Origin of the sequence: Jannaschia sp. R86511 (assembly GCF_042466345.1) — a bacterium.
In the GTDB taxonomy this organism is placed as follows: domain Bacteria; phylum Actinomycetota; class Actinomycetes; order Actinomycetales; family JBBAYJ01; genus Aquipuribacter.
In genome coordinates this window covers 3,513,868-3,531,898 of record NZ_JAXHCD010000001.1, presented here as the reverse complement: position 1 = coordinate 3,531,898, position 18,031 = coordinate 3,513,868, and the positions used below count along the sequence as shown (strand labels likewise).

General features: G+C 76.1%; 15 protein-coding genes. 4 read left to right on the top strand and 11 right to left on the bottom strand.

The annotated features are described in order from the left end of the window. Positions 1-2 precede the first annotated feature (2 nt). Positions 3-1,052 (top strand): anthranilate phosphoribosyltransferase, encoded by a 1,050-nt coding sequence (gene trpD, locus SJY06_RS16470; RefSeq protein WP_380168616.1) that lies wholly within the window; start codon positions 3-5, stop codon positions 1,050-1,052. A gap of 33 nt (positions 1,053-1,085) precedes the next feature. On the opposite strand, the gene SJY06_RS16465 is transcribed toward trpD, so the two are convergent. After that, on the bottom strand, positions 1,086-2,867 hold the full coding sequence (locus SJY06_RS16465; RefSeq protein ID WP_380168615.1) for a DEDD exonuclease domain-containing protein: 1,782 nt from the start codon (positions 2,865-2,867) through the stop codon (positions 1,086-1,088). Positions 2,868-2,965: 98 nt separating this feature from the next. Between SJY06_RS16465 and SJY06_RS16460 the strand changes: the two genes are divergently transcribed. From SJY06_RS16460 to SJY06_RS16450, 3 genes are all read left to right on the top strand, one after another. Continuing rightward, positions 2,966-3,187, top strand: coding sequence for a hypothetical protein (locus tag SJY06_RS16460; RefSeq protein ID WP_380168614.1), 222 nt, complete (start codon positions 2,966-2,968; stop codon positions 3,185-3,187). Positions 3,188-3,287: 100 nt separating this feature from the next. Continuing rightward, positions 3,288-4,814, top strand: a complete 1,527-nt coding sequence (locus tag SJY06_RS16455) for a hypothetical protein (RefSeq protein ID WP_380168613.1) — start codon at positions 3,288-3,290, stop codon at positions 4,812-4,814. Beyond that, entirely contained in the window at positions 4,811-5,962 is a 1,152-nt protein-coding gene (locus SJY06_RS16450; RefSeq protein WP_380168612.1) for a glycosyltransferase family 4 protein, read from the top strand. Before SJY06_RS16455 ends, SJY06_RS16450 begins: the two co-directional genes overlap by 4 nt. On the opposite strand, the gene SJY06_RS16445 is transcribed toward SJY06_RS16450, so the two are convergent. The 10 genes from SJY06_RS16445 to SJY06_RS16400 form a co-directional block, all read right to left on the bottom strand. After that, a complete protein-coding gene (locus SJY06_RS16445; RefSeq protein ID WP_380168611.1) occupies positions 5,914-7,197 on the bottom strand; it encodes a glycosyltransferase 87 family protein in 1,284 nt (427 codons plus the stop codon). The genes SJY06_RS16450 and SJY06_RS16445 overlap by 49 nt on opposite strands. Positions 7,198-7,266: 69 nt before the next feature. Beyond that, positions 7,267-7,497 carry a Flp family type IVb pilin gene (locus SJY06_RS16440; protein WP_380168610.1) on the bottom strand — a complete coding sequence of 77 codons (231 nt, stop codon included), beginning with the start codon at positions 7,495-7,497 and terminating at the stop codon, positions 7,267-7,269. A gap of 135 nt (positions 7,498-7,632) precedes the next feature. After that, positions 7,633-8,334 carry a response regulator gene (locus SJY06_RS16435; protein WP_380168609.1) on the bottom strand — a complete coding sequence of 234 codons (702 nt, stop codon included), beginning with the start codon at positions 8,332-8,334 and terminating at the stop codon, positions 7,633-7,635. Then, positions 8,331-9,905, bottom strand: coding sequence for a sensor histidine kinase (locus SJY06_RS16430; protein ID WP_380168608.1), 1,575 nt, complete (start codon positions 9,903-9,905; stop codon positions 8,331-8,333). The genes SJY06_RS16435 and SJY06_RS16430 overlap by 4 nt, the downstream gene beginning before the upstream one ends. 54 nt (positions 9,906-9,959) lie before the next feature. After that, positions 9,960-10,898, bottom strand: coding sequence for a type II secretion system F family protein (locus tag SJY06_RS16425; RefSeq protein WP_380168607.1), 939 nt, complete (start codon positions 10,896-10,898; stop codon positions 9,960-9,962). 1 nt (position 10,899) lies between these two features. Further along, complete coding sequence (locus tag SJY06_RS16420) at positions 10,900-12,978, bottom strand: type II secretion system F family protein (protein ID WP_380168606.1); 2,079 nt, start codon at positions 12,976-12,978, stop codon at positions 10,900-10,902. Continuing rightward, entirely contained in the window at positions 12,975-14,345 is a 1,371-nt protein-coding gene (locus tag SJY06_RS16415; protein ID WP_380168605.1) for a CpaF family protein, read from the bottom strand. Before SJY06_RS16415 ends, SJY06_RS16420 begins: the two co-directional genes overlap by 4 nt. A gap of 15 nt (positions 14,346-14,360) precedes the next feature. After that, positions 14,361-15,536: a CpaE family protein gene (locus tag SJY06_RS16410; RefSeq protein ID WP_380168604.1), complete on the bottom strand. Its 1,176-nt coding sequence runs from the start codon at positions 15,534-15,536 to the stop codon at positions 14,361-14,363. Next, positions 15,533-16,264, bottom strand: a complete 732-nt coding sequence (cpaB, locus tag SJY06_RS16405; RefSeq protein ID WP_380168603.1) for a Flp pilus assembly protein CpaB — start codon at positions 16,262-16,264, stop codon at positions 15,533-15,535. The genes SJY06_RS16410 and cpaB overlap by 4 nt, the downstream gene beginning before the upstream one ends. Before the next feature lie 94 nt (positions 16,265-16,358). Then, a complete protein-coding gene (locus tag SJY06_RS16400) occupies positions 16,359-17,987 on the bottom strand; it encodes a pilus assembly protein TadG-related protein (RefSeq protein WP_380169723.1) in 1,629 nt (542 codons plus the stop codon). Between the last annotated feature and the right edge of the window lie 44 nt (positions 17,988-18,031).

Sequence of the window (18,031 nt, the reverse complement as noted above, 5' to 3'; positions counted from 1 at the left end):
CGGTGAGCGCGCCGCCCACGTGGTCCGGCGTGCTGGAGGCGCTGGCGAGCGGTCGCGACCTGGACCGGGAGCAGACCCGCTGGGCGCTGGACGAGGTGATGCGGGGGGACGCCGACGACGCCCGGCTCGCCGGTCTCATGGTCGGCCTGCGGGCCAAGGGCGAGACCGTCGAGGAGGTCGGCGGCCTGGCCGAGGCCATGCTGGCCCACTCGGTGCCGCTGGACGTGCCCGGCCCCGCGCTGGACATCGTCGGTACCGGTGGTGACGGGGCGCGGACCGTCAACGTGTCGACCATGGCGGCGCTGGTGGCCGCGGCGGCCGGGGCGACCGTGGTCAAGCACGGCAACCGCGCGGCCTCGTCCAGCTGCGGCACGGCGGACGTGCTGGAGGAGCTGGGCCTGGACCTGGAGCTCGACCCCGCCGACGTCGCCGCGGCGGCCCGCGCGCACGGGATCACGTTCGCCTTCGCGCCGCGGTTCCACCCGGCCATGCGCCACGTGGGCCCGGTCCGTCGCTCGCTGGGCATCCGGACGGTGTTCAACTCCCTGGGTCCGCTCACCAACCCGGCCCGCCCCGGCGCCATGTGCCTGGGGGTCGCCGACGTCCGTCACGCCGGGATCATCGCCGGCGTGCTGGCCTCCCGCGGCACCACGGCCCTGGTGGTGCGCGGCCAGGACGGGCTGGACGAGCTGACGACGACGGCGCCCAGCAGCGTCCGCGTCGTGGTGCGTGGCGAGGTGGTTGAGACCGTCCTGGAGGCCGAGGACGTCGGCATGGCGCGCGCGACCGTGGCCGACCTGCGCGGCGGTGACCGCGGGGTGAACGCGCGTGTGGTCCGGGACGTCGTGGCCGGGGCCACGGGGCCCGTCACGGACGTGGTCGTCCTCAACGCGGCCGCGGGGCTGCTGGCCCTGGAGCTCACCCAGGACGGCCGCAGCGCGGCCGACGTCGCGGCAGACCTGCCGCGGGCCCTGGCCCCCGGGCTGGAGCGCGCCCGGGCCGCGCTGCAGGACGGTGCCGCCGCCACGGTGCTCGGCGACTGGCTGGGCTGAGCCCTCCGGATCGATCGGCGTCGCTCCGTCCCGTCAGCCGTGGTCCCCGGGGACCCGCCACACCGACGCGCCGCTGCGGCCTCGGTCGAGCAGGTGCAGCTGCGCCCAGCGGGAGGCCGCCCCGCGGGGCAGGGCCCAGCCGGCGTCGCTGCTGACCAACCGGGTGCCCGGGGCCTCGAGCCAGCGCAGCACCAGGGCCGACTCCTCCGGCAGCGCGGCGGACGCCGGACCGTCGGGGGCGCTCACCTCCTCCGCGGTGGCCTGCAGCGCCTCGACGGTCGGCATCACGGGCTCGCCGCGCCGGCTGACGGCCGACCCCGCCAGCCGGCCGTGCCGGACGCACACCAGCTCCCAGCCGCCCACCGGACGCGCCCGCGCGGCCACCAGCCGGCCCGTCCGGGTCAGCGCGGCGAGCTGCTGGGCCCGGTCCACGCCCCGGACCAGGGCCGCCAGCCGGTCCCGTTCGACCGCGGCCTCCTCGTAGCGCTGCTGCTGGGCGAGCAGGCGCACCCGGTGCATGACGGTGTCCACCAGCGGTGACAGGTCGCCGGTGAGGGCGTCGCGGACGGCCTGGACGACCGCGGCGTAGGCGTCGTCCGGGCCCTGGACGCACGGGGCCGCGCAGCGCCCCATCCCGGCCAGGGCGCACGCCGTCCCGCCGCCCCGGCGGGCCAGCCGGGGTGTGCAGCGGCGCAGGTCGAACGCGGTGTGGACGGCCTCGACGGCCTCCCGCGCGTGAGAGCGGGAGCTGAACAGGCCCACGTAGGCCGCGCGCGGGTGGTCGGGGCCGGGGCGGCCGACCACGGACAGCCGCGGGGCGGGCTCGTCGGTCAGCTTGACCCAGGCCGCCCGGTCGGGCCGGGTGGAGCGGCGGTTGTAGGGCGGCCGGTGCTCGGCGATCAGCCGCACCTCACGGACCTGGGCCTCCAGCGCGGTGGCGCAGGCCACGGTCTCGACGCGCTGCGCGATGCGCACCATCTCGGTCATCCGGCGGCGCTTCTCGGCGGCGGTGAAGTAGCTGCGCACCCGGGTCCGCACGTCCAGCGAGGAGCCGACGTACAGCACGCGCCCGCCGCCGTCCACGAAGCGGTAGACCCCCGGGCTGCTCGGCAGGCCGTCGGCCAGGTGCCGTCGGGACCGGCGGCCGTCGTCGGTGCGGCAGAACTCCAGCAGGTCCTCCACGGTGCCCACGCCGCGGGCCCGGCCGAGCAGGGCGTGCAGCACGTCCACCGTGGCCCGCGCGTCGGCCAGCGCCCGGTGCTCCGGCGTGGTCCCGGCGCGGAAGTACCGGGCCAGCGTGGCCAGCTTGCGGTTGGGCACCTCGTCGGAGGTGACGAGCCGACGGGCGAGCAGCACGGTGTCGACGACCTCGAACCGGGGCCACGGGCGTTGCCTGGACCGGCAGGCCGCCCGCAGGAACGAGATGTCGAAGGTGGCGTTGTGGGCGACCAGCACGGTGCCCTCGGCGAAGTCGAGGAACGCCGACAGCGCGGCCCCCACCGACGGCGCACCCACCAGCATGCGGTCGGTGATGCCGGTGAGCAGGGCGATCTGCGGCGGGACGGGCCGGCCCGGGTCGACGAAGGACTGCAGCTCGCCCACCACCTCGCCGCCGCGGACCTTGACGGCGCCGATCTCGGTGATGGCGTCGGCCGTCGGGCTGCCCCCGGTGGTCTCCAGGTCGACGACGCAGAACGTGGTCTCGTGCAGCGGGCGGCCGAGGTCGTCGAAGCTGCCCTGGACCTGCATGGGCACCCCGGACCCCAGCGGTGCGACCGGGTGGTCCGCCGGGTCCAGGAGGGGGTGCGTGCTCATGGGCGCGACGCTAGGACGGGGGCCGGACACATCCGCAGAGGCGGGGCCGGGAGCGCGGCGTGCGGGTTGTGTCCGGGCCCGTCCCTAGCGTCCCGACCATGCTCATCGACTGCGACTCGTGCACGGCACGTCCCCGCGCCTGCGGCGACTGCATCGTCACCCACCTGCTGTCCTCGGCGCCCGCCGCCGTCCCCGTCCCCCCGCCCGCGTACCGGGCCCCGGCCGACCTGACGGCCTCGGAGATCGCCGCGGTCGGGGTGCTGGCGGCGGGCGGCCTGGTGCCCCCGCTGCGGCTGGTGACCGACGCGCGCCCGGCCTGACCCGCCGACCCGGGCCGCGGCGTCCGACCTGCCCGACCCGGATCGCGGTGACCGGCCCGGTGCACCGTCGCACGACCGGGCGGGCGGATACCGTGGGTCGGTGGCAGCGCAGCGTCACCGGGCGCTCGACGTCCCCGGGGTGACTCCGACACCGGCATCGGTGATCGGCCCCGCGGCAGGTCTGGTCGCGCTGCTGCTGCTCGTGGCCCTCATCCTCTCCCCTTCCTCCTTGCTGGTGCGGGTGTCCGCGGGGTCACCGGTCGACCCGGCGGTCACGGGTCGGGCCACCACTGCGCCCGCGGTGCCACCGGGACGGGTGGTGACGCCCTCGGGCGAACCCGCCCTGCGCGAGCCCGACAGCGGGGCGCTGGCCGCGGCGGCCCTCGCCGACCTGCTCCAGCGACGTGACGAGGCCGTGAGGTCCGGACGGGCGGAGGGTTGGAGCCTGGGCGCCGAGGACTCCTTCGAGGTGGTGACGGCGCTGCCGGTGACCGGGTTCGCGTCCTCCGTCGTGCCGGACAGCGTGGTCGCCCTCGACGGTGACGAGCCGGGGGGAGCGACCGGGCGGACCGGGGCGGACCGGGACGGGGCCGACGGGGCCAGGGCCGACGGGGTCGACGCGGCCGAGGGGGAGTGGCAGGCCCGGGTCGAGACGTCCTACGAGCTGGCCGGTGGCCCGGCCGTGGTCCGCACCGACACCGTCCGCCTCGACCCGCCCGGCCCCGGTGAGGCGGACTGGGAGCTGGTGTCCTGGGCCCCGTTCCCGCAGCAGGGCGAGATCGGCACGGCGGCGCCGTGGGACCTGGGCCCGGTGCGGGCCGTCGTCGGGGAGCGGGCGGTCGTGCTCAGCTGGCACGACGAGGCGGCGCTCGACCCGTCGGGCGCCCCGTCGACCGACCGGGACGCGGGCTGGGGTCCCCAGGTGCTGTCGTGGGCCGACACCGGCGCCGTGGCCGTCGACTCCTACCTCGGCAACGGCTGGCCCCGGCTGTCGCTGGTGCTCGTCCCGGCCACCCCTGAGCAGTACGACGCGCTCGTCCCGGGGCCCGCCCCGGAGTCCGACGACGTGTTCGCCGCCGTGACCGCGGACGTCGAGACCCCCGACGGGGGTGGGGACGTGGTGGTGCTCAACCCCTCGGTGCGCGACCAGCTGGCCGACGAGACCTGGCAGGTCACCGTCACCCACGAGCTGGTCCACGTGGCCTCGGGCGCGATCCACGGCGACGAGCAGGAGATCTGGCTGGCCGAGGGGCTCGCGGACCTGGTGGGCTGGTCGAGCGTCGTGCCGGGGCGGGTGGACCGGGACGTGGTGGCGGCCCGCCTGCTGGAGCGGGTGGCCGACGGCTCGGCCGACCTGGCCGACCTGCCCGACCTGGACGACTTCGGCTCCGACGACTCCGACGTGGTCGGCGACGCCTACGAGGGGTCGTGGCTGGCGGCGCTGCTGCTTCAGGACGAGGTCGGCACCGACGCCCTGCTCGACGCCTACGCGGCGGCCTCCACCGGAGAGGGCAGCACCCGGGAGCGCACCGACGCCGCGCTGCTCGAGGCGACGGGCGAGGGCCGGGAGGCATTCCGGGCCCGGTGGGCCGAGTACCTGCGCGGCCTGGCCGCGGAGCCTCGGTGATCCCGGCGTCGCCGCCCACCGCCGAGCCCCGGGTCCTGGTCGTCACCAACGACTTCCCGCCGCGCGCCGGCGGCATCGAGACCTACGTCGAGGAGCTGGTGGGCCGGCTCGACCCGGCCCGGGTGGTCGTGCACGCGTGCGCGCAGGACGCGGCCGAGGACTGGGACCGCAGGCTGCCCTACCCGGTCGTGCGCGACCCCGACGGGCTGCTGCTGCCGGGGCCGGGGCTGGCGCGGCGCGTGCGGCAGACCGCCCGTCGGCACGGTGCGGACACCGTCTGGTTCCCGTCGGCGGCCCCGCTGGCCCTGCTGGCGCCCGCGCTGCGGCGCGAGGGCGTCAGGACCGTCGTGGCCAGCGCCCACGGCCACGAGGTCTGGTGGGCCCGGCTGCCGGGCAGCCGGGCCGTGCTGCGCCGGATCGGTGACGTCGTCGACGTGCTCACGGTCGACTCGGCCGTGGTGCGCCGTCCCATCGCCTCGGCGTTGAGCCCGGGGGCCGCCGCCCGCACGGTGCTGCTCTCGCCCGCCGTGGACGCCGACCGGTTCGCCGGCGTGGCCGCGGTCGACGACGGCGGTCGACCGGGAGGCCCTGTGGTGCTGTGCGTCTCGCGCGCCGTGCCCCGCAAGGGCCACGGGCGGTTGCTGGACGTCTGGCCGGAGCTGCGCCGCCGCCACCCGGGGGCCCGCCTGGTGCTGGCCGGCGGTGGTCCCGAGCTGGAGCGGCTGCGGCGGCGCGCCCGGTCGGTGCCCGGGGTCGAGGTCCTGGGCCGGGTCCCGCACGAGCGGCTTGCCGGGCTGTACGCCGAGGCGGACGTGTTCGTGCTGCCGGTGGCCGACCGGTTGGGCGGGCTGGTGACGGAGTCGCTGGGCATCGTCCTGCTCGAGGCCGCGGCCGCCGGCCTGCCGGTGGTGTCCGGTCGGGCCGGCGGCACGGCCGAGGCCTTGCTGCACGAGCGCACCGGGCTGCTGCTGGACGCCACCGACCCCGCGGCCCTGCTCGCTGCCGTGGACCGCGTGCTGTCGGACCCGGGCACGGCTGCGGCCTGGGGCGCTGCGGGCCGGGACTGGGTGCGGCGGGCGTGGACCTGGGACCGGACGGCTCAGCGGTTGAGGTCGCTGCTGGCGGGGGAGCCCGTGCCGCGCTGGTGAGCCCCGTCGGCGTCGCCGTCCGGCGACGACGCCTCCGCGCCGCGGCCCCGGACGGCCAGCAGCAGCCACCCCGCGAGACCGAGCAGGAGCAGGTTCCGGGCGAGCAGCGTGGTGGCGGCCAGCCGGCCGTCGCCCACCAGGCCGCCCCACTGCAGCGGGAAGGTCAGGTGGGTGAGGAGCACGACGACGGCGACCAGGGGCAGCGTGCGCCGGGCCACCGCGCCGTCGGCCCCGGGCAGCGCGGCCGCCACGACGGCACCGCCGATCAGCCAGAGCACGAACTGGGTGGACAGCAGCGGGCTGGTGGCCAGCAGCGCCGTCACGGCCGCGTACCAGCGCAGCGCCGGGGCCCGGTGGCGTGACAGCCACAGGGCGGTCCCGACCAGCACCACCATCAGCCCGGTCGACACCCGCGCCAGCCCGGCCGCCCCGGGTTCGAGCACCTCGTAGGTCCCGTTGACGAAGTCGCCGGTCACGGGGCTGCCCAGCGCCTGCTGCACGGTCCAGGGCAGCGCCATGACGGACTCCACCTGGATGCCGCGCCCGGACAGGTTGGCCAGGAAGTCCCACGTGCCCGACAGCAGCAGGGTGGTGGAGGCGGCCACCAGCGAACCGGTGACCACGGCGCTCACCACCCAGCGCGGCCGGTCGAGGAACAGCAGGCCCAGCACCACGGGCCAGCCCTTGACCGAGGTCCCCAGCGCGGCCAGCGCCCCGGCCAGCACCGGCTGCCGCGCAGCCAGCAGCAGCGCGGCGGCCGCCGCCCCGACCGGCAGCAGGTCCAGGCGTGCCCAGCTGATCAGACCCAGCAGCGGCACCAGCACCACCCACGCCCAGGCCCCCGCGGGATGACCGCCCTCGTGGCGGCAGGCACGCAGCAGCAGGAGCAGGACCGCGAGGTCCACCGCCAGCACCACGAGCACGAACCCGCCGCCGAACGGGCCGGGCAGCACCCCGACCAGCAGCAGCACCAGCGCCGTGAGCGGGGGGTACATCCAGGTGACGCCGTCGGGCATGGCCCCGCTGGAACGGATCTGGTCGGCCCAGAACTCGTAGAGGGCCAGGTCGCCCCAGGCCAGCGACCGGCCGGCGAAGTCGTTGCTCGCGTAGACCAGGGCCATCGTCGCCCGGGCCGTCAGCCAGGCGAGCACCAGCAGCAGGGGGCGGGCGGACACGTCGACGCGCGCCGACGCCTCGCCCGCTCGCGCAGCCGGGGTGTCCGGTGACGAGGTCATCCGCAGATCATGGCCGTTGCGGCCGCCTGGTGAGGACCGCGAGGTGCGAACCCAGGTGGATCCCGCGCGTCAAGACGTCGTGGGGGTGCCCGTGCCGCCGGTGCAGTCCGGGCCGACCGTCCCCTCGGACTGGTCGACGATCTGGTCGCAGGTGTCGTTGAAGATGCCGCTGATGAACCCGCCGAAGGCGAAGACGATGCCCACGATCAGGGCGGCGATACCCGCCACCAGCAGGCCGTACTCGACGGCGGAGGCCCCCGAGTCGCCGGAGGAGATCACGCGGCGCAGACGTGCGGGCATCAGCGGGTCCTTTCGAAGGGGTCGGGGATGACGACTCCCGGTAGTTGTACAGGTACCGAGCATGGCCCGGCGCTAGGCCGTTCGGTATCGGTGGACCGGACCTACCCGGCATCCTCCGTTCGGAGGATGCCGCTGTCACGGCTTGTCGTCCCCGGGAGTGAGCAGGCCCAGCCGGACGGCGGTCATGACCGCCTGGGCGCGGTTCGCGGCCCCGAGCTTGTCGTAGATCTTGCCGATGTGGGTCTTGATCGTCGACTCGCTGATGAACAGCCGCCGCCCGATCTGGCCGGCCGAGAGCCCGTCGGCCAGCAGCACCAGCACCTCGGTCTCGCGCGGGGACAGCGCCGGCCCGGCCGGGGTCGACAGCCGCCGCTGCATGGCGCCGGCCAGGTCGGCGGCGGAGAACGAGCCCGGGGCGGCCACGGCGTGGCGGGCGGCCGCGACCACGTCGTCGCTGGGGGCGTCCTTGTTCACGAACGCGCTGGCCCCGGCCTCGAGGGCGCCGAGCAGGTGCTCGTCGCCGGAGTACATGGTCAGCACCACGATCCCCAGCTGCGGCCGGTTGCGCCGCACGTCCGCGGCCAGGTCGATGCCGCTGCCGTCCGGCAGCCGCACGTCGGTCACGAGGACGTCCGGTGCGGTCTCCTCGACCAGGGCCCGTCCCTCGGCCACCGAGCCCGCCTCGCCCGCGACCACGAAGTCGCCCGCGCGCTCGAACGCCCGGCGCAGGCCCTGCCGGATCAGCTCGTGGTCGTCGACCAGCACCACGGTGCGCCCCGGCGCCGAGGCGTCGTCGTCGGCCCGTCGCCGCGGTGCGGCGGCTGCGTCCCCAGTCATGCTCTGCCCGTCTCCTCGTCCCAGTCGCCGATGCTGATCTCTACCACGGTGCCGCCACCGGGACGAGCCAGCACGTGCAGGTCCCCGCCGATCCGCCTCGACCGCTCCCGCATGCCGCGCAGCCCCATCGACTGCGGTCCGGCGGGCTGCAGGCCGACGCCGTCGTCGGCGATGCGCAGCCAGGCGCGCGGCGCGTCGACCGTGCACTCCACCCACAGGTTGTTGGCCTCGGCGTGCTTGCGCACGTTGGTCACGGCCTCCTGCGCGATCCGCAGCAGCTCGACCTCGACCGACACCGGCAGCCGGGGGCCGTGCTCGTCCAGCACGGTGTGCACCACGAGGTCGCTCTGCTGGCCCACGCGCTGGGCGTGCTCACCCAGGGCGGTACCCAGGCTGATCTCGTCGTCCACGCCCGAGCGCAGGTCGAAGATGCTCAGCCGCAGCTCACCGGTCACGCGGCGGACGTGGTCCCGGACCGCGGTCACCTCGGCCACGGCCTCGGTCGGCACGCGCTCGGCCAGGTCGTCCAGCAGGTAGCCGACGCTGGCCAGCTCCTGGGCGATCCCGTCGTGGATCTCACGGGCCAGCCGCAGCCGCTCGTCGACCGTGGCCAGCCGGCGCACCTCGTCGAAGGTCAGGGCGGCCGCCAGCCTGGGCCCGGCGTCGGCGACCACCCGCTCCAGGTCCTCCACCTCGCTGCGCTCGAGCCGACCGGAGCGGACCGTCAGGACCGCGACGACCCGGTCGCCCATCCGCACCGGGAAGGCCTCGCGGGCCAGGCCGTCCTCGTGGTCGGACTCGCGGCGTCCCGAGCCCCAGGCCCGCAGCGACGTCTCGTCGACGTCGGTGTCGTCGTCGGCCAGGGCCCCGGAGGCGACCAGCGGGGTGAGCCGGCCCTCGGCCGAGCTCACGGCGATGGAGCGTCGGCCCTGCGGGTGCACCCGGGCCGTCTCCTCCAGCAGCGCGCTGCCCAGCGTCACCGGGTCCAGCCCCAGGCTCAGGTTGCGGGCGACCTCCTGCAGCTCGCTGAGCAGCCGGAACGCGTCCTCGTAGCCGTTGCCGCCCTCGTCTCGGGTCTGCAGGGTGAGCCGTCGGATCCAGCCGCCGATCAGCCCCGTGGCGACGAGGATCGTGGTCCACAGAGCCGGGTTGCCGATCTCGGACGGCAGGGCGGACGGGGCCGTGGTGCTCAGGATCGCCAGCACCCAGGCCAGACCACCTGTGGCCCCGGCCCCCGCGCCCAGGGCCAGACCGCCCCGCTGGCCGGCCGCCAGGGCCGGCAGCAGCATCAGGGGGACGAAGGTCGGGCCCAGGTAGCCGATGCTGCCGATGACCAGGCCCAGGGCGCTGACCTCCGCGAAGGACTGCAGCACCTTCGAGGTGTGCCCGGGCAGCGGCAGCGCACCGAGCGCGATCACGACCAGCAGGGCCAGGCCGGGGCCGAGGAGCAGGGTGGGGTCGACGTCGTCGGCGATGAGCGCGACGGTGGCGACGAGCACCCCCGCGAGCAGCAGCACGGCTCGGACCAGCAGCGGCAGCACGGGCCCCTCGACCAGCCTCTGACCTCTCACGGTGACACCGTGGCACAACGGTCAGGCCCCCCGGGGCAGGCACGGCCGCCCGGGTCAGAGGCCACGGAACACGTCGAAGGCCTGGACGAAGCCGGGGCCGATGACGACCACGAACAACGCCGGCAGCACACCGAAGATCAGCGGGAAGAGGATCTTGACCGGGACGCGCTGGGCCGCCTCCTCGGCGCGCTGGCTGCGCCGGGTGCGCATCTCGCGCGCCTGGACCCGGAGCACCCCGGCCACCGGGACGCCGTAGGAGTCCGCCTGGACCATGGCGGAGACGAACGAGCGCAGGTCGTCGACGTCGGTCCGCTCGCCCAGGGCGCGCAGGGCGTCCGGCCGGCCGGTGCCGATCTGCATCTCCTGCAGCACCCGCGACAGCTCCTGCCCCAGCGGGCCGGAGGAGTTCCGCGACACCTGGGCCAGGGCGGCGTCGAAGCCCAGCCCCGACTCCACCGAGATCGTCAGCAGGTCCAGGGCGTCGGGCAGCTCGCGCAGCACGGCCTCGGAACGGTCGTAGGCCAGCTGGTAGATGATCAGCGACGGCACCACCCAGCCCAGGCCCACCGCCACGACGATGATGCCCGTGGCCTGCAGGAGCCGCACGTCCGCGATCGCGCAGACCAGCAGGGCCACGCTGCCCAGCACGAACGCCATCAGCACCCGCAGCGACAGCACCCGGTCCAGGTCCCAGGCGGGCGGGTTGCCGGCCAGGTCGAGGCGCCGCTGCACCCGGGCCAGCTGCTCCCGCGGTGTCAGCCGGCGCCCGATCCGGTTGACGGTGTGCATGAGCGGGTCGAGCACGCGCTCCGCGAGCGGCTGCTGCAGCTCGCGCTCGCGGACCGACCGCGGGGTCGCCCGCAGGTTGCCCAGGGCCGCGAGCGACCGGGGCACCCCGCTGCGCCGGCGCACCAGCAGGCCGGCCACCGCGACCGCGGCGGCGAGCACGCCGAGCCCGACCATCGCCGACCCGGCCAGCAGCAGGGGGTCCATCTCAGACCTCCACCTTGACGGCCCAGCGCAGCCCGAGCACACCCACGACGAACAGCACGACCCCGACGACCAGCAGCAGGACGCCGAGCGGTTCCGTGTACAGCGGGCGCAGGTACTCCGGTCGCGTGAGCAGCAGGTAGAACGAGAAGACGACGGGCAGCAGCCCGATGATCCACGCCGACAGCCGGCCCTCGGCGGACAGCACGTCCACCTGACGGCGCAGCCGGGACCGTTCGCGCAGCGTCGCCCCCACCGTGTCGAGGATCTCCGACAGGTTGCCGCCGACCTCGCGGTGGATCCGCATCGCCATCACGACCCAGCGGAAGTCCTGGCTGCGCATCCGCGCGGCGACCCCCTCGAGCGCGTCGTCGATCGCCACGCCCAGACGGACCTCGACCAGGGCGCGGTTGAACTCGGCGCGCATCGGCTCCTGCCCCTCCTGGACCACGGCCTCCAGCGACTGCGGGACCGAGTAGCCGGCCCGCAGTCCGGAGGCCACCAGGCCGAGCGTCTCCGGCAGCAGGCGCAGGAACTCGCGGCGGCGGCGGGTCTCGCGCACGGACAGGTAGACCGGCAGGGCCACGGCCCCCAGCACGAGACCGACCAGACCCAGGAGCGGGTTGCCCCCGCCGACGAGCAGCAGCAGCAGCCCGACCGCGACCGCGGCGGACACCTGGAGCACCACCCACTCCGCCGGGCGCAGCGGGATGTCGGCCACCTCCAGCCGTCGGCTGAGCGTGGTCAGGCCGCCGCCGCGGTCCACCACCCGGTCGGCCAGCTGGACCGCGGAACGGGCGACGGCGTTGTCGCCCAGGCGGGTGGTGCGGGGGCCCGACGCGGGCTCGGCGGCGCCGCGGCGCGGCCCGCCGAGGGTGTACAGCGACAGCTGGCGGCGTCGCTGGTCCTCGGGTCGCTCCCGCCGGGCGCCGAGCGTCAGCAGCAGCACGACGACCGTGCCCACCGCCAGGAAGAAGCCGGCCAGCCCGGCCCAGACCACCGGGCCGCCCCACCGGACGCTCACCCCGGGGACCGACCGCAGCGGCGACGCGACCGCCTCGCTCGGCTCGGGCGACGGCGGGGCGGAGGCCCCGCCGCCGACACCGGGCAGGGTGTAGTAGGCCCGGGTGCTGATCGGCGGGTCGAGGCCCAGGGTCAGCTCGATGTTGCCCCGGCTGCCGGCGAGCTCGGGCGGCACCTGCGCGGTCACGTCCAGCTCCGTGGTGAAGTTGGTGGCGGCCACGTCGAAGGCGTCGTCCAGGTCGTCGCCCTGGGCGGCGTCGACCAGCTGGCCCTGGCCGGCGTCGGCCAGGGCCTGCAGCGCCTCCCGCGGCGCCCCGTCGCGGAAGCCGATGGCGGTCAGCTCGGCGCCCGAGGCCTGCACGGCGGCGACGGCGGTCTGCAGATCGACGACGCTGCCGGGGGTGCCGCCCTCCAGGCCCTCGTCGCGGCCGTCGCTCAGCACGACCACGCGCTCGGAGCCCTCCCCGGGCAGCAGCCCGGTGGCCGCGACCACGGCGTCGTAGAGCCCCGTCGCGCCCTCCGCCTCCAGCCCGGCCAGCTCGTCGCGCACCGCGTCACGGTCGGTGGTCGGCCGGACGCGCACGACGGGCGGCGCCTCGAACGTCACCAGGCCGACCTCGACCTCGTCGGGGACGGTGTCGAGGAACACGTCGACGGCGTCTCGGACGTCGTCCAGGCCCTCGTCACCCAACGAGCCGGAGGCGTCGACCGCGAGCACCGCGGTCTGCCGGCGCACCTGCTCGGGCACGGCCTCCTCGGTGGTCCGCAGCGGGACGGCGTCGCCCGTGTCGGGCCGGAAGGCGACCGAGACGTCTGCGGCGCCGAGGTCGGTCTCCGGCGGCAGGCCCGAGGTGGTGACGACGAACTGCAGCGCCCCGTCGGCGGAACGGATGTCGGCGATGCGGACGATCGTCTCGCCGGACGACGGCTCCACCGTGGCCGCACCGGCCGGGGCCCGACCGCCGGCCGCGACGGCGGGGACGACGAGGACCAGCAGCGCGAGCACCAGCCGCACCGTCCAGGAGCCGGGGCCGACCGCGGCCGACCGGGTCGCGGTCACGGCGGGGGACCGGCGCTGCCGTCGGCCTCGGCGCGGGCGGCGGCCAGCAGGGCCTCGAACGAGGGCCGCCACCCGGTGGGCGACAGCCGGCCGAGCGGGTGCCCGTCGACGTCGGTGCCGGCGGTGCGGTCCAGGACGAACAGGTCGTGCAGCACGACGTCGTCGCCGGCCATGCCGGCCACCTCGGTCACGTGGGTGATCCGCCGGCCGCCGTCCCGGAACCGGGCCTGGTGCACGATCAGGTCGACGGCGCTGGACACCTGCTCGCGGATCGCCCGGACCGGCAGGTCGATGCCGGCCAGCAGCACCATGGTCTCCAGCCGGGCGAGCGAGTCCCGCGGGCTGTTGGCGTGCACGGTGGAGATCGAGCCGTCGTGGCCGGTGTTCATGGCCTGCAGCATGTCCAGCGCCGCGGCGTCGCGGACCTCGCCGACGACTATGCGGTCGGGGCGCATCCGCAGCGCGTTGCGCACCAGGTCCCGGATGGTCACCTCGCCGCGGCCCTCGATGTTGGGCGGGCGCGACTCCAGGCGCAGCACGTGCTGCTGGTGCAGCTGGAGCTCGGCGGCGTCCTCGACGGTGATGATGCGCTCGTCGCCGGGGATGAAGGCGCTCAGCACGTTGAGGGTCGTGGTCTTCCCGGCGCCCGTGCCGCCGGAGACGATGATGTTCAGCCGCGCCGCCACGCAGTCGCGCAGGAACCCGGCCACCTCGGCGGGGACGCTGCCGAAGCGCACCAGGTCGTCCACCGTCAGCGGCTCGGTGGCGAACTTGCGGACGGTGAGCAGGGACCCGTCCACCGCGAGCGGCGGGATGATGGCGTTGACCCGGCTGCCGTCGGGCAGGCGCGCGTCGACCATCGGGGTCGACTCGTCCACCCGCCGACCGACCCGGCCCACGATCTTGTCGATGGTGCGACGCAGGTGCCCCTCGTCGGCGAAGCGGACGTCCACCTCGTGCAGCCGGCCCGACCGCTCGACGAAGACCAGGTCGGGACCGTTGACCATGATCTCCGTGACGTCCGGGTCACGCAGCAGCGGCTCGATCGGGCCGTAGCCCAGGATGTCGTCGGCGATCTCCTGGCTGAGCCGGGTCCGGTCGGCGGCGGTGAGCGGCGTCTCGCCGCCCGCCAGCACGTCGACGAGCGTGCGCCGGACCCGCTGCTCGAGCTCGGCCGCGCTGAGCGTGGCGTCGTACAGCTGCGGGCCCAGCGTGGCCAGCAGGGCCCGGTGGACCTCGCGCTTGAGGTCGGCGAACGGGTCGAGCCGCTCGCTGCGGCGCATCCGGTTGCCCGGGTCGACCGTACGGGTGTCGCGGTCGCCCTGCTGGCCGGCCCGGGCGGCCGCCAACCGGTCGGCGAGGCTCATGGCGCTCTCCCCTCCCTAGGCCCGGTGCCGCCGGCGCAGGAAGCCGCGACGGTCGCCCCGGACCGGCTCGGCCGGCGCCGACGGGGTGCCGGCGGCGAGGTCGTTCTCGGCGAACTGCTTGATGGCCAGGCTGACGGGGTGCTTGGGGTCGTCCAGCACGATGGGCACGCCGCGGTTGACCGACGCCGGCACGTCGCGGCTGCTGGGCACCTGAGCGGTGATGGCCGTGCGCAGCGTCTTCTCGACCTCGCTGATCGACAGCCCGACCTTGGAGTCGGAGCGGTTGAGCACGATCCGCCAGCGCTCGCGCGGGTAGCTGAGCAGCTCGAGCGTCTCCAGGGTCAGCTTGAGGTTCTTCAGCGCCGGGATGTCCAGGGTGGCCAGCAGGACGATCGAGTCCGACAGGTCGAACGCGGCCAGCACCTGGTCGTCGAAGGCGGGCGGGGTGTCGACGATGACGAAGTCGAAGCTCTCGCGCAGCAGCTCGAGGATCCGGGTCACCAGCGACGCGGGGATGCCGTCGGCCGCTCCCGGCTCCACGGGCGCCACCAGCGTCGTCAGCCCGGGGGAGTGCGGCGTGAGCAGAGTGCTCAGCGCGGCCAGGTCGAGGTCCTCGGCACCCATGGGCATGGCGTCGGCGATGGTGCGGACCGGGAACAGCTGCAGGGCGATGGCGACGTCGCCGAAGGCCAGGTCGAGGTCCACCACGACCACGCGCCGGCGCCCGCCGTCGGCCAGGGCCGCCCCGAGGTTGGTCGAGATGGTCGTCTTGCCGCAACCGCCCTTGGCGGAGAAGACCGTGACGACCCGCCCCGGCCCGCCGCCGTGGCCGGGGGCGTCCGGACGCCGGGCCAGGGCGGCCCCCACGTCGTCGCTGCGCCGCACCGCCTCGACCAGCGCGCCGGCGTCCTCGGCCGGCACCACCTCGCGGACCCCGGCCCGCAGCGCCTCCGCCAGCACGGCGGTGTCGACGGAACCGCGCTGCAGCACCACGCCCACCTCCGGCCGGGTCACCCGCAGCTGCGCGGCCAGGGCCACGGCGTCGGTCAGCGCCACGGTGGGGCCCAGCACCACGGTGCGCGGTCCGGGCCGGGACAGCAGGGCGCTGGTCAGGTCCGGTACCGAGGTCAGCACGGTCAGGTCGGGCCGCAACGCCTCGGCGGCGGGCGACGGGTCGACGGCCAGGGTCATGAGTCGGTCCGGAACAGGTTCTCGGCGCTGACGCCGCGGCCGGTCTCGACGAGCGACTGACCCTCGCCCTCGGTGAGCAGGGCCAGGTACAGCTCGCCGAGGGACTGGGCCAGGATGAGCCGCTGGGCGTCGTCCTGCAGCACCGACACGGTGACCAGCGACTGGTCGGCCTCCTGCGCGGCGGCGGCCTGACCGGGCGCGGTCTGCGAGCCGACGCCGATGACGCGGACGCCCGGCAGCAGCAGCTGGGTGTTGGCCGTGCCGTCCTCGCCGCCCGCCTGCTGCGTGAGGAACACCGCGACCAGGTCGCCCGGCTCCACGAACCTCGCCACCCGGTTGGGGTCGCCGAACGGCAGGGTGACGGCCAGCTCGTCCGGCTCGATGGCCAGGCCGTCGCTCGTGCCGGGCTCGCGCAGCCGTGACCCGACCAGCACCTCGTTGGGCAGCAGGGTGGCGTTCACCTCCTGGTCCAGGACGTCGTCCGCGTCCTGCAGGTACCCGGCGGGCAGGGTGCCCCGCGGTCGGTCGGCCAGCCTCAGGGCGCCCGCGGCGAGCGCGGCGCGGACCGTCGTGCCGGGGGTCACCTGCTGCTGCACGACCAGGACGGGCACTGGCTCGAGCCTGGCCTCGGCCGCCTCGACCGTGCGCTGGGAGTAGACCACCACCAGCGCCACACCGGCCACCGCCACGAGCACGGCGGTGACGAGCACGATCACACGACCGACCATCCGGCCCCCACCTCCCTGTCCTGCGGTACCTCGATGATGACGCTGCGTGTGCACCCTATTGCTCCGACCGGCCGACCGTGCGGCGCGGGGCTGCTCACGGGCCGCCGCCCGGGGTGGGCGCGGGCCGCGGCCGGGTCAGGACGAACGTGCGCGGCGGCCCGGCCCCGACCTCGAAGACGTCCGGGGGCAGGGCCTGCAGCGGGAACACGTAGGCGAGCAGCCCGTCCTCGGGATCGGTCCAGTCGTCGGGCAGGAACGCCCCCCGCAGGCCGGTCACGGAGACGAACTCGCCGCCGACCGGGCCCGTCAGCGCCACCTCCGGGACCACGACGAAGCGGGGGTCGGCGAGGACCGCCTCGTCCAGGCTGGGCGGGCCGGGCGAGAGCGCGGCGTCGCGGACGTCGTCGAGGCCCCGGCCCTCGCGCAGGTAGCAGGCCTGCACCACGTCCCGGGGCGAGGCACCGGGCAGCACGGCCCGGCAGGGCGGCACGCCGGCGTCGTCACGGCGCGCCTGCAGCGCGGCCGCGACCGCGGCCGGGTCGACGTCGGTGCTCACCCGGACGCAGGTGGGCGTGCCGACCGCACCCGGGCGGTCCAGCACGGCCCCCGCGGGCCGGCCGTCGTCCTCGCAGACCTGCGTGGTCAGGGTGGGTGCGGGGGTCGCGCCCGGTCGCGCCTGCACCAGGTGGTCCAGCCCGACCCGCAGGTTGCGGGCCAGCGCCTCCGGGCCGGTCTCGCCGCTGCCCAGCGGCGAGTCCAGCACCCCGAGCCCCGCCTCCGGGTTCGTGGCGGCGCAGCCGTCGTCCGGGACGGTGACCACCCGCGGCACGGGCCGCAGCAGCACCCCGAGGGCACCGGTGGGGGTCGCGGGCACCGCGTCGGTCGCGCGCGGCGCGACGGGCTCGGGCGTCCCCGGCGGGGCCGGCGTCGCGGTCGGGTCGCCGGAGGAGGGCGGGTCGGTCGGTGCGGGGCTGGTCGGTGGCGGCGAGCCGGCGGTGGGCGGGGCCGACGTGGTCGGGTCGCTCGGCTCGGCCGTCGCGGTCCCGCTGGGCTCGGGTTCGCTGGGCTCGGGTTCGCTCGGCTCGGGTTCGCTGGGCTCCGGCTCGCTCGGGTCGGCGGTGGCGGTGCCGCTGGGCTCGGGGGTGCTGGGCTCGGGGGTGGAGGTGAGCAGGTACACCTCGTCCTCGCCCCGGTCCACGCAGCCGGCGGGCAGCACCAGCGGCAGCAGGTCGGGGGCGGCCAGCTCGACGCGGGCCACGGCGGCGACCGTCGCGCTGCTGCGCCCGGAGCGGTCGTCGAAGACCCCGAACACCCCGGCGAACACGAAAGGCACCTCGCGGGACGGGGTCCTCACCTCGACCGAGGCCCCGGCGGTCCGGCAGTCGGCGTCGGCGGGACCGACCACGCGCAGCGGGACGTCGGGGTCGACCACGGCGGCGAGGACCACGACCTCGGGCTCGCCGGTGTCCCCACCGTCCCGCGCCCGCAGCGCGTCCCGGGCGGCGCGGTCGACCGCCCGCAGCCCGTCGGCGTCGGCGCAGGCGTCCGGCAGCGCCTGGGCCGCGGCGAACGCAGCGGTGTCCGCGCGGGCCTGGGCCACGGCACGCTGGGCGTACAGGTTGGTCAGGTCGACCGCGAGGGCCGCCACGGCCAGCAGGACCAGGACGACCACCGTGAAGACGATCGCCGTCGCGCCCGTGTCCCCGCGCGGCCGCGCCCGCACCGGGGCCGGGACGCCGGGGCCCGGACCGCGTCGTGGGCGGTCCG

Bases quoted from the DNA above. Each gene is read 5' to 3' on its own strand.
- SJY06_RS16465 (WP_380168615.1), bottom strand. From the start codon at position 2,867: ATGAGCACGCACCCCCTCCTGGACCCGGCGGACCACCCGGTCGCACCG.
- SJY06_RS16460 (WP_380168614.1), top strand. From the start codon at position 2,966: ATGCTCATCGACTGCGACTCGTGCACGGCACGTCCCCGCGCCTGCGGC.
- SJY06_RS16445 (WP_380168611.1), bottom strand. From the start codon at position 7,197: ATGACCTCGTCACCGGACACCCCGGCTGCGCGAGCGGGCGAGGCGTCG.
- SJY06_RS16440 (WP_380168610.1), bottom strand. From the start codon at position 7,497: ATGCCCGCACGTCTGCGCCGCGTGATCTCCTCCGGCGACTCGGGGGCC.
- SJY06_RS16435 (WP_380168609.1), bottom strand. From the start codon at position 8,334: ATGACTGGGGACGCAGCCGCCGCACCGCGGCGACGGGCCGACGACGAC.
- SJY06_RS16425 (WP_380168607.1), bottom strand. From the start codon at position 10,898: ATGGACCCCCTGCTGCTGGCCGGGTCGGCGATGGTCGGGCTCGGCGTG.
- SJY06_RS16415 (WP_380168605.1), bottom strand. From the start codon at position 14,345: ATGAGCCTCGCCGACCGGTTGGCGGCCGCCCGGGCCGGCCAGCAGGGC.
- SJY06_RS16410 (WP_380168604.1), bottom strand. From the start codon at position 15,536: ATGACCCTGGCCGTCGACCCGTCGCCCGCCGCCGAGGCGTTGCGGCCC.
- cpaB (WP_380168603.1), bottom strand. From the start codon at position 16,264: ATGGTCGGTCGTGTGATCGTGCTCGTCACCGCCGTGCTCGTGGCGGTG.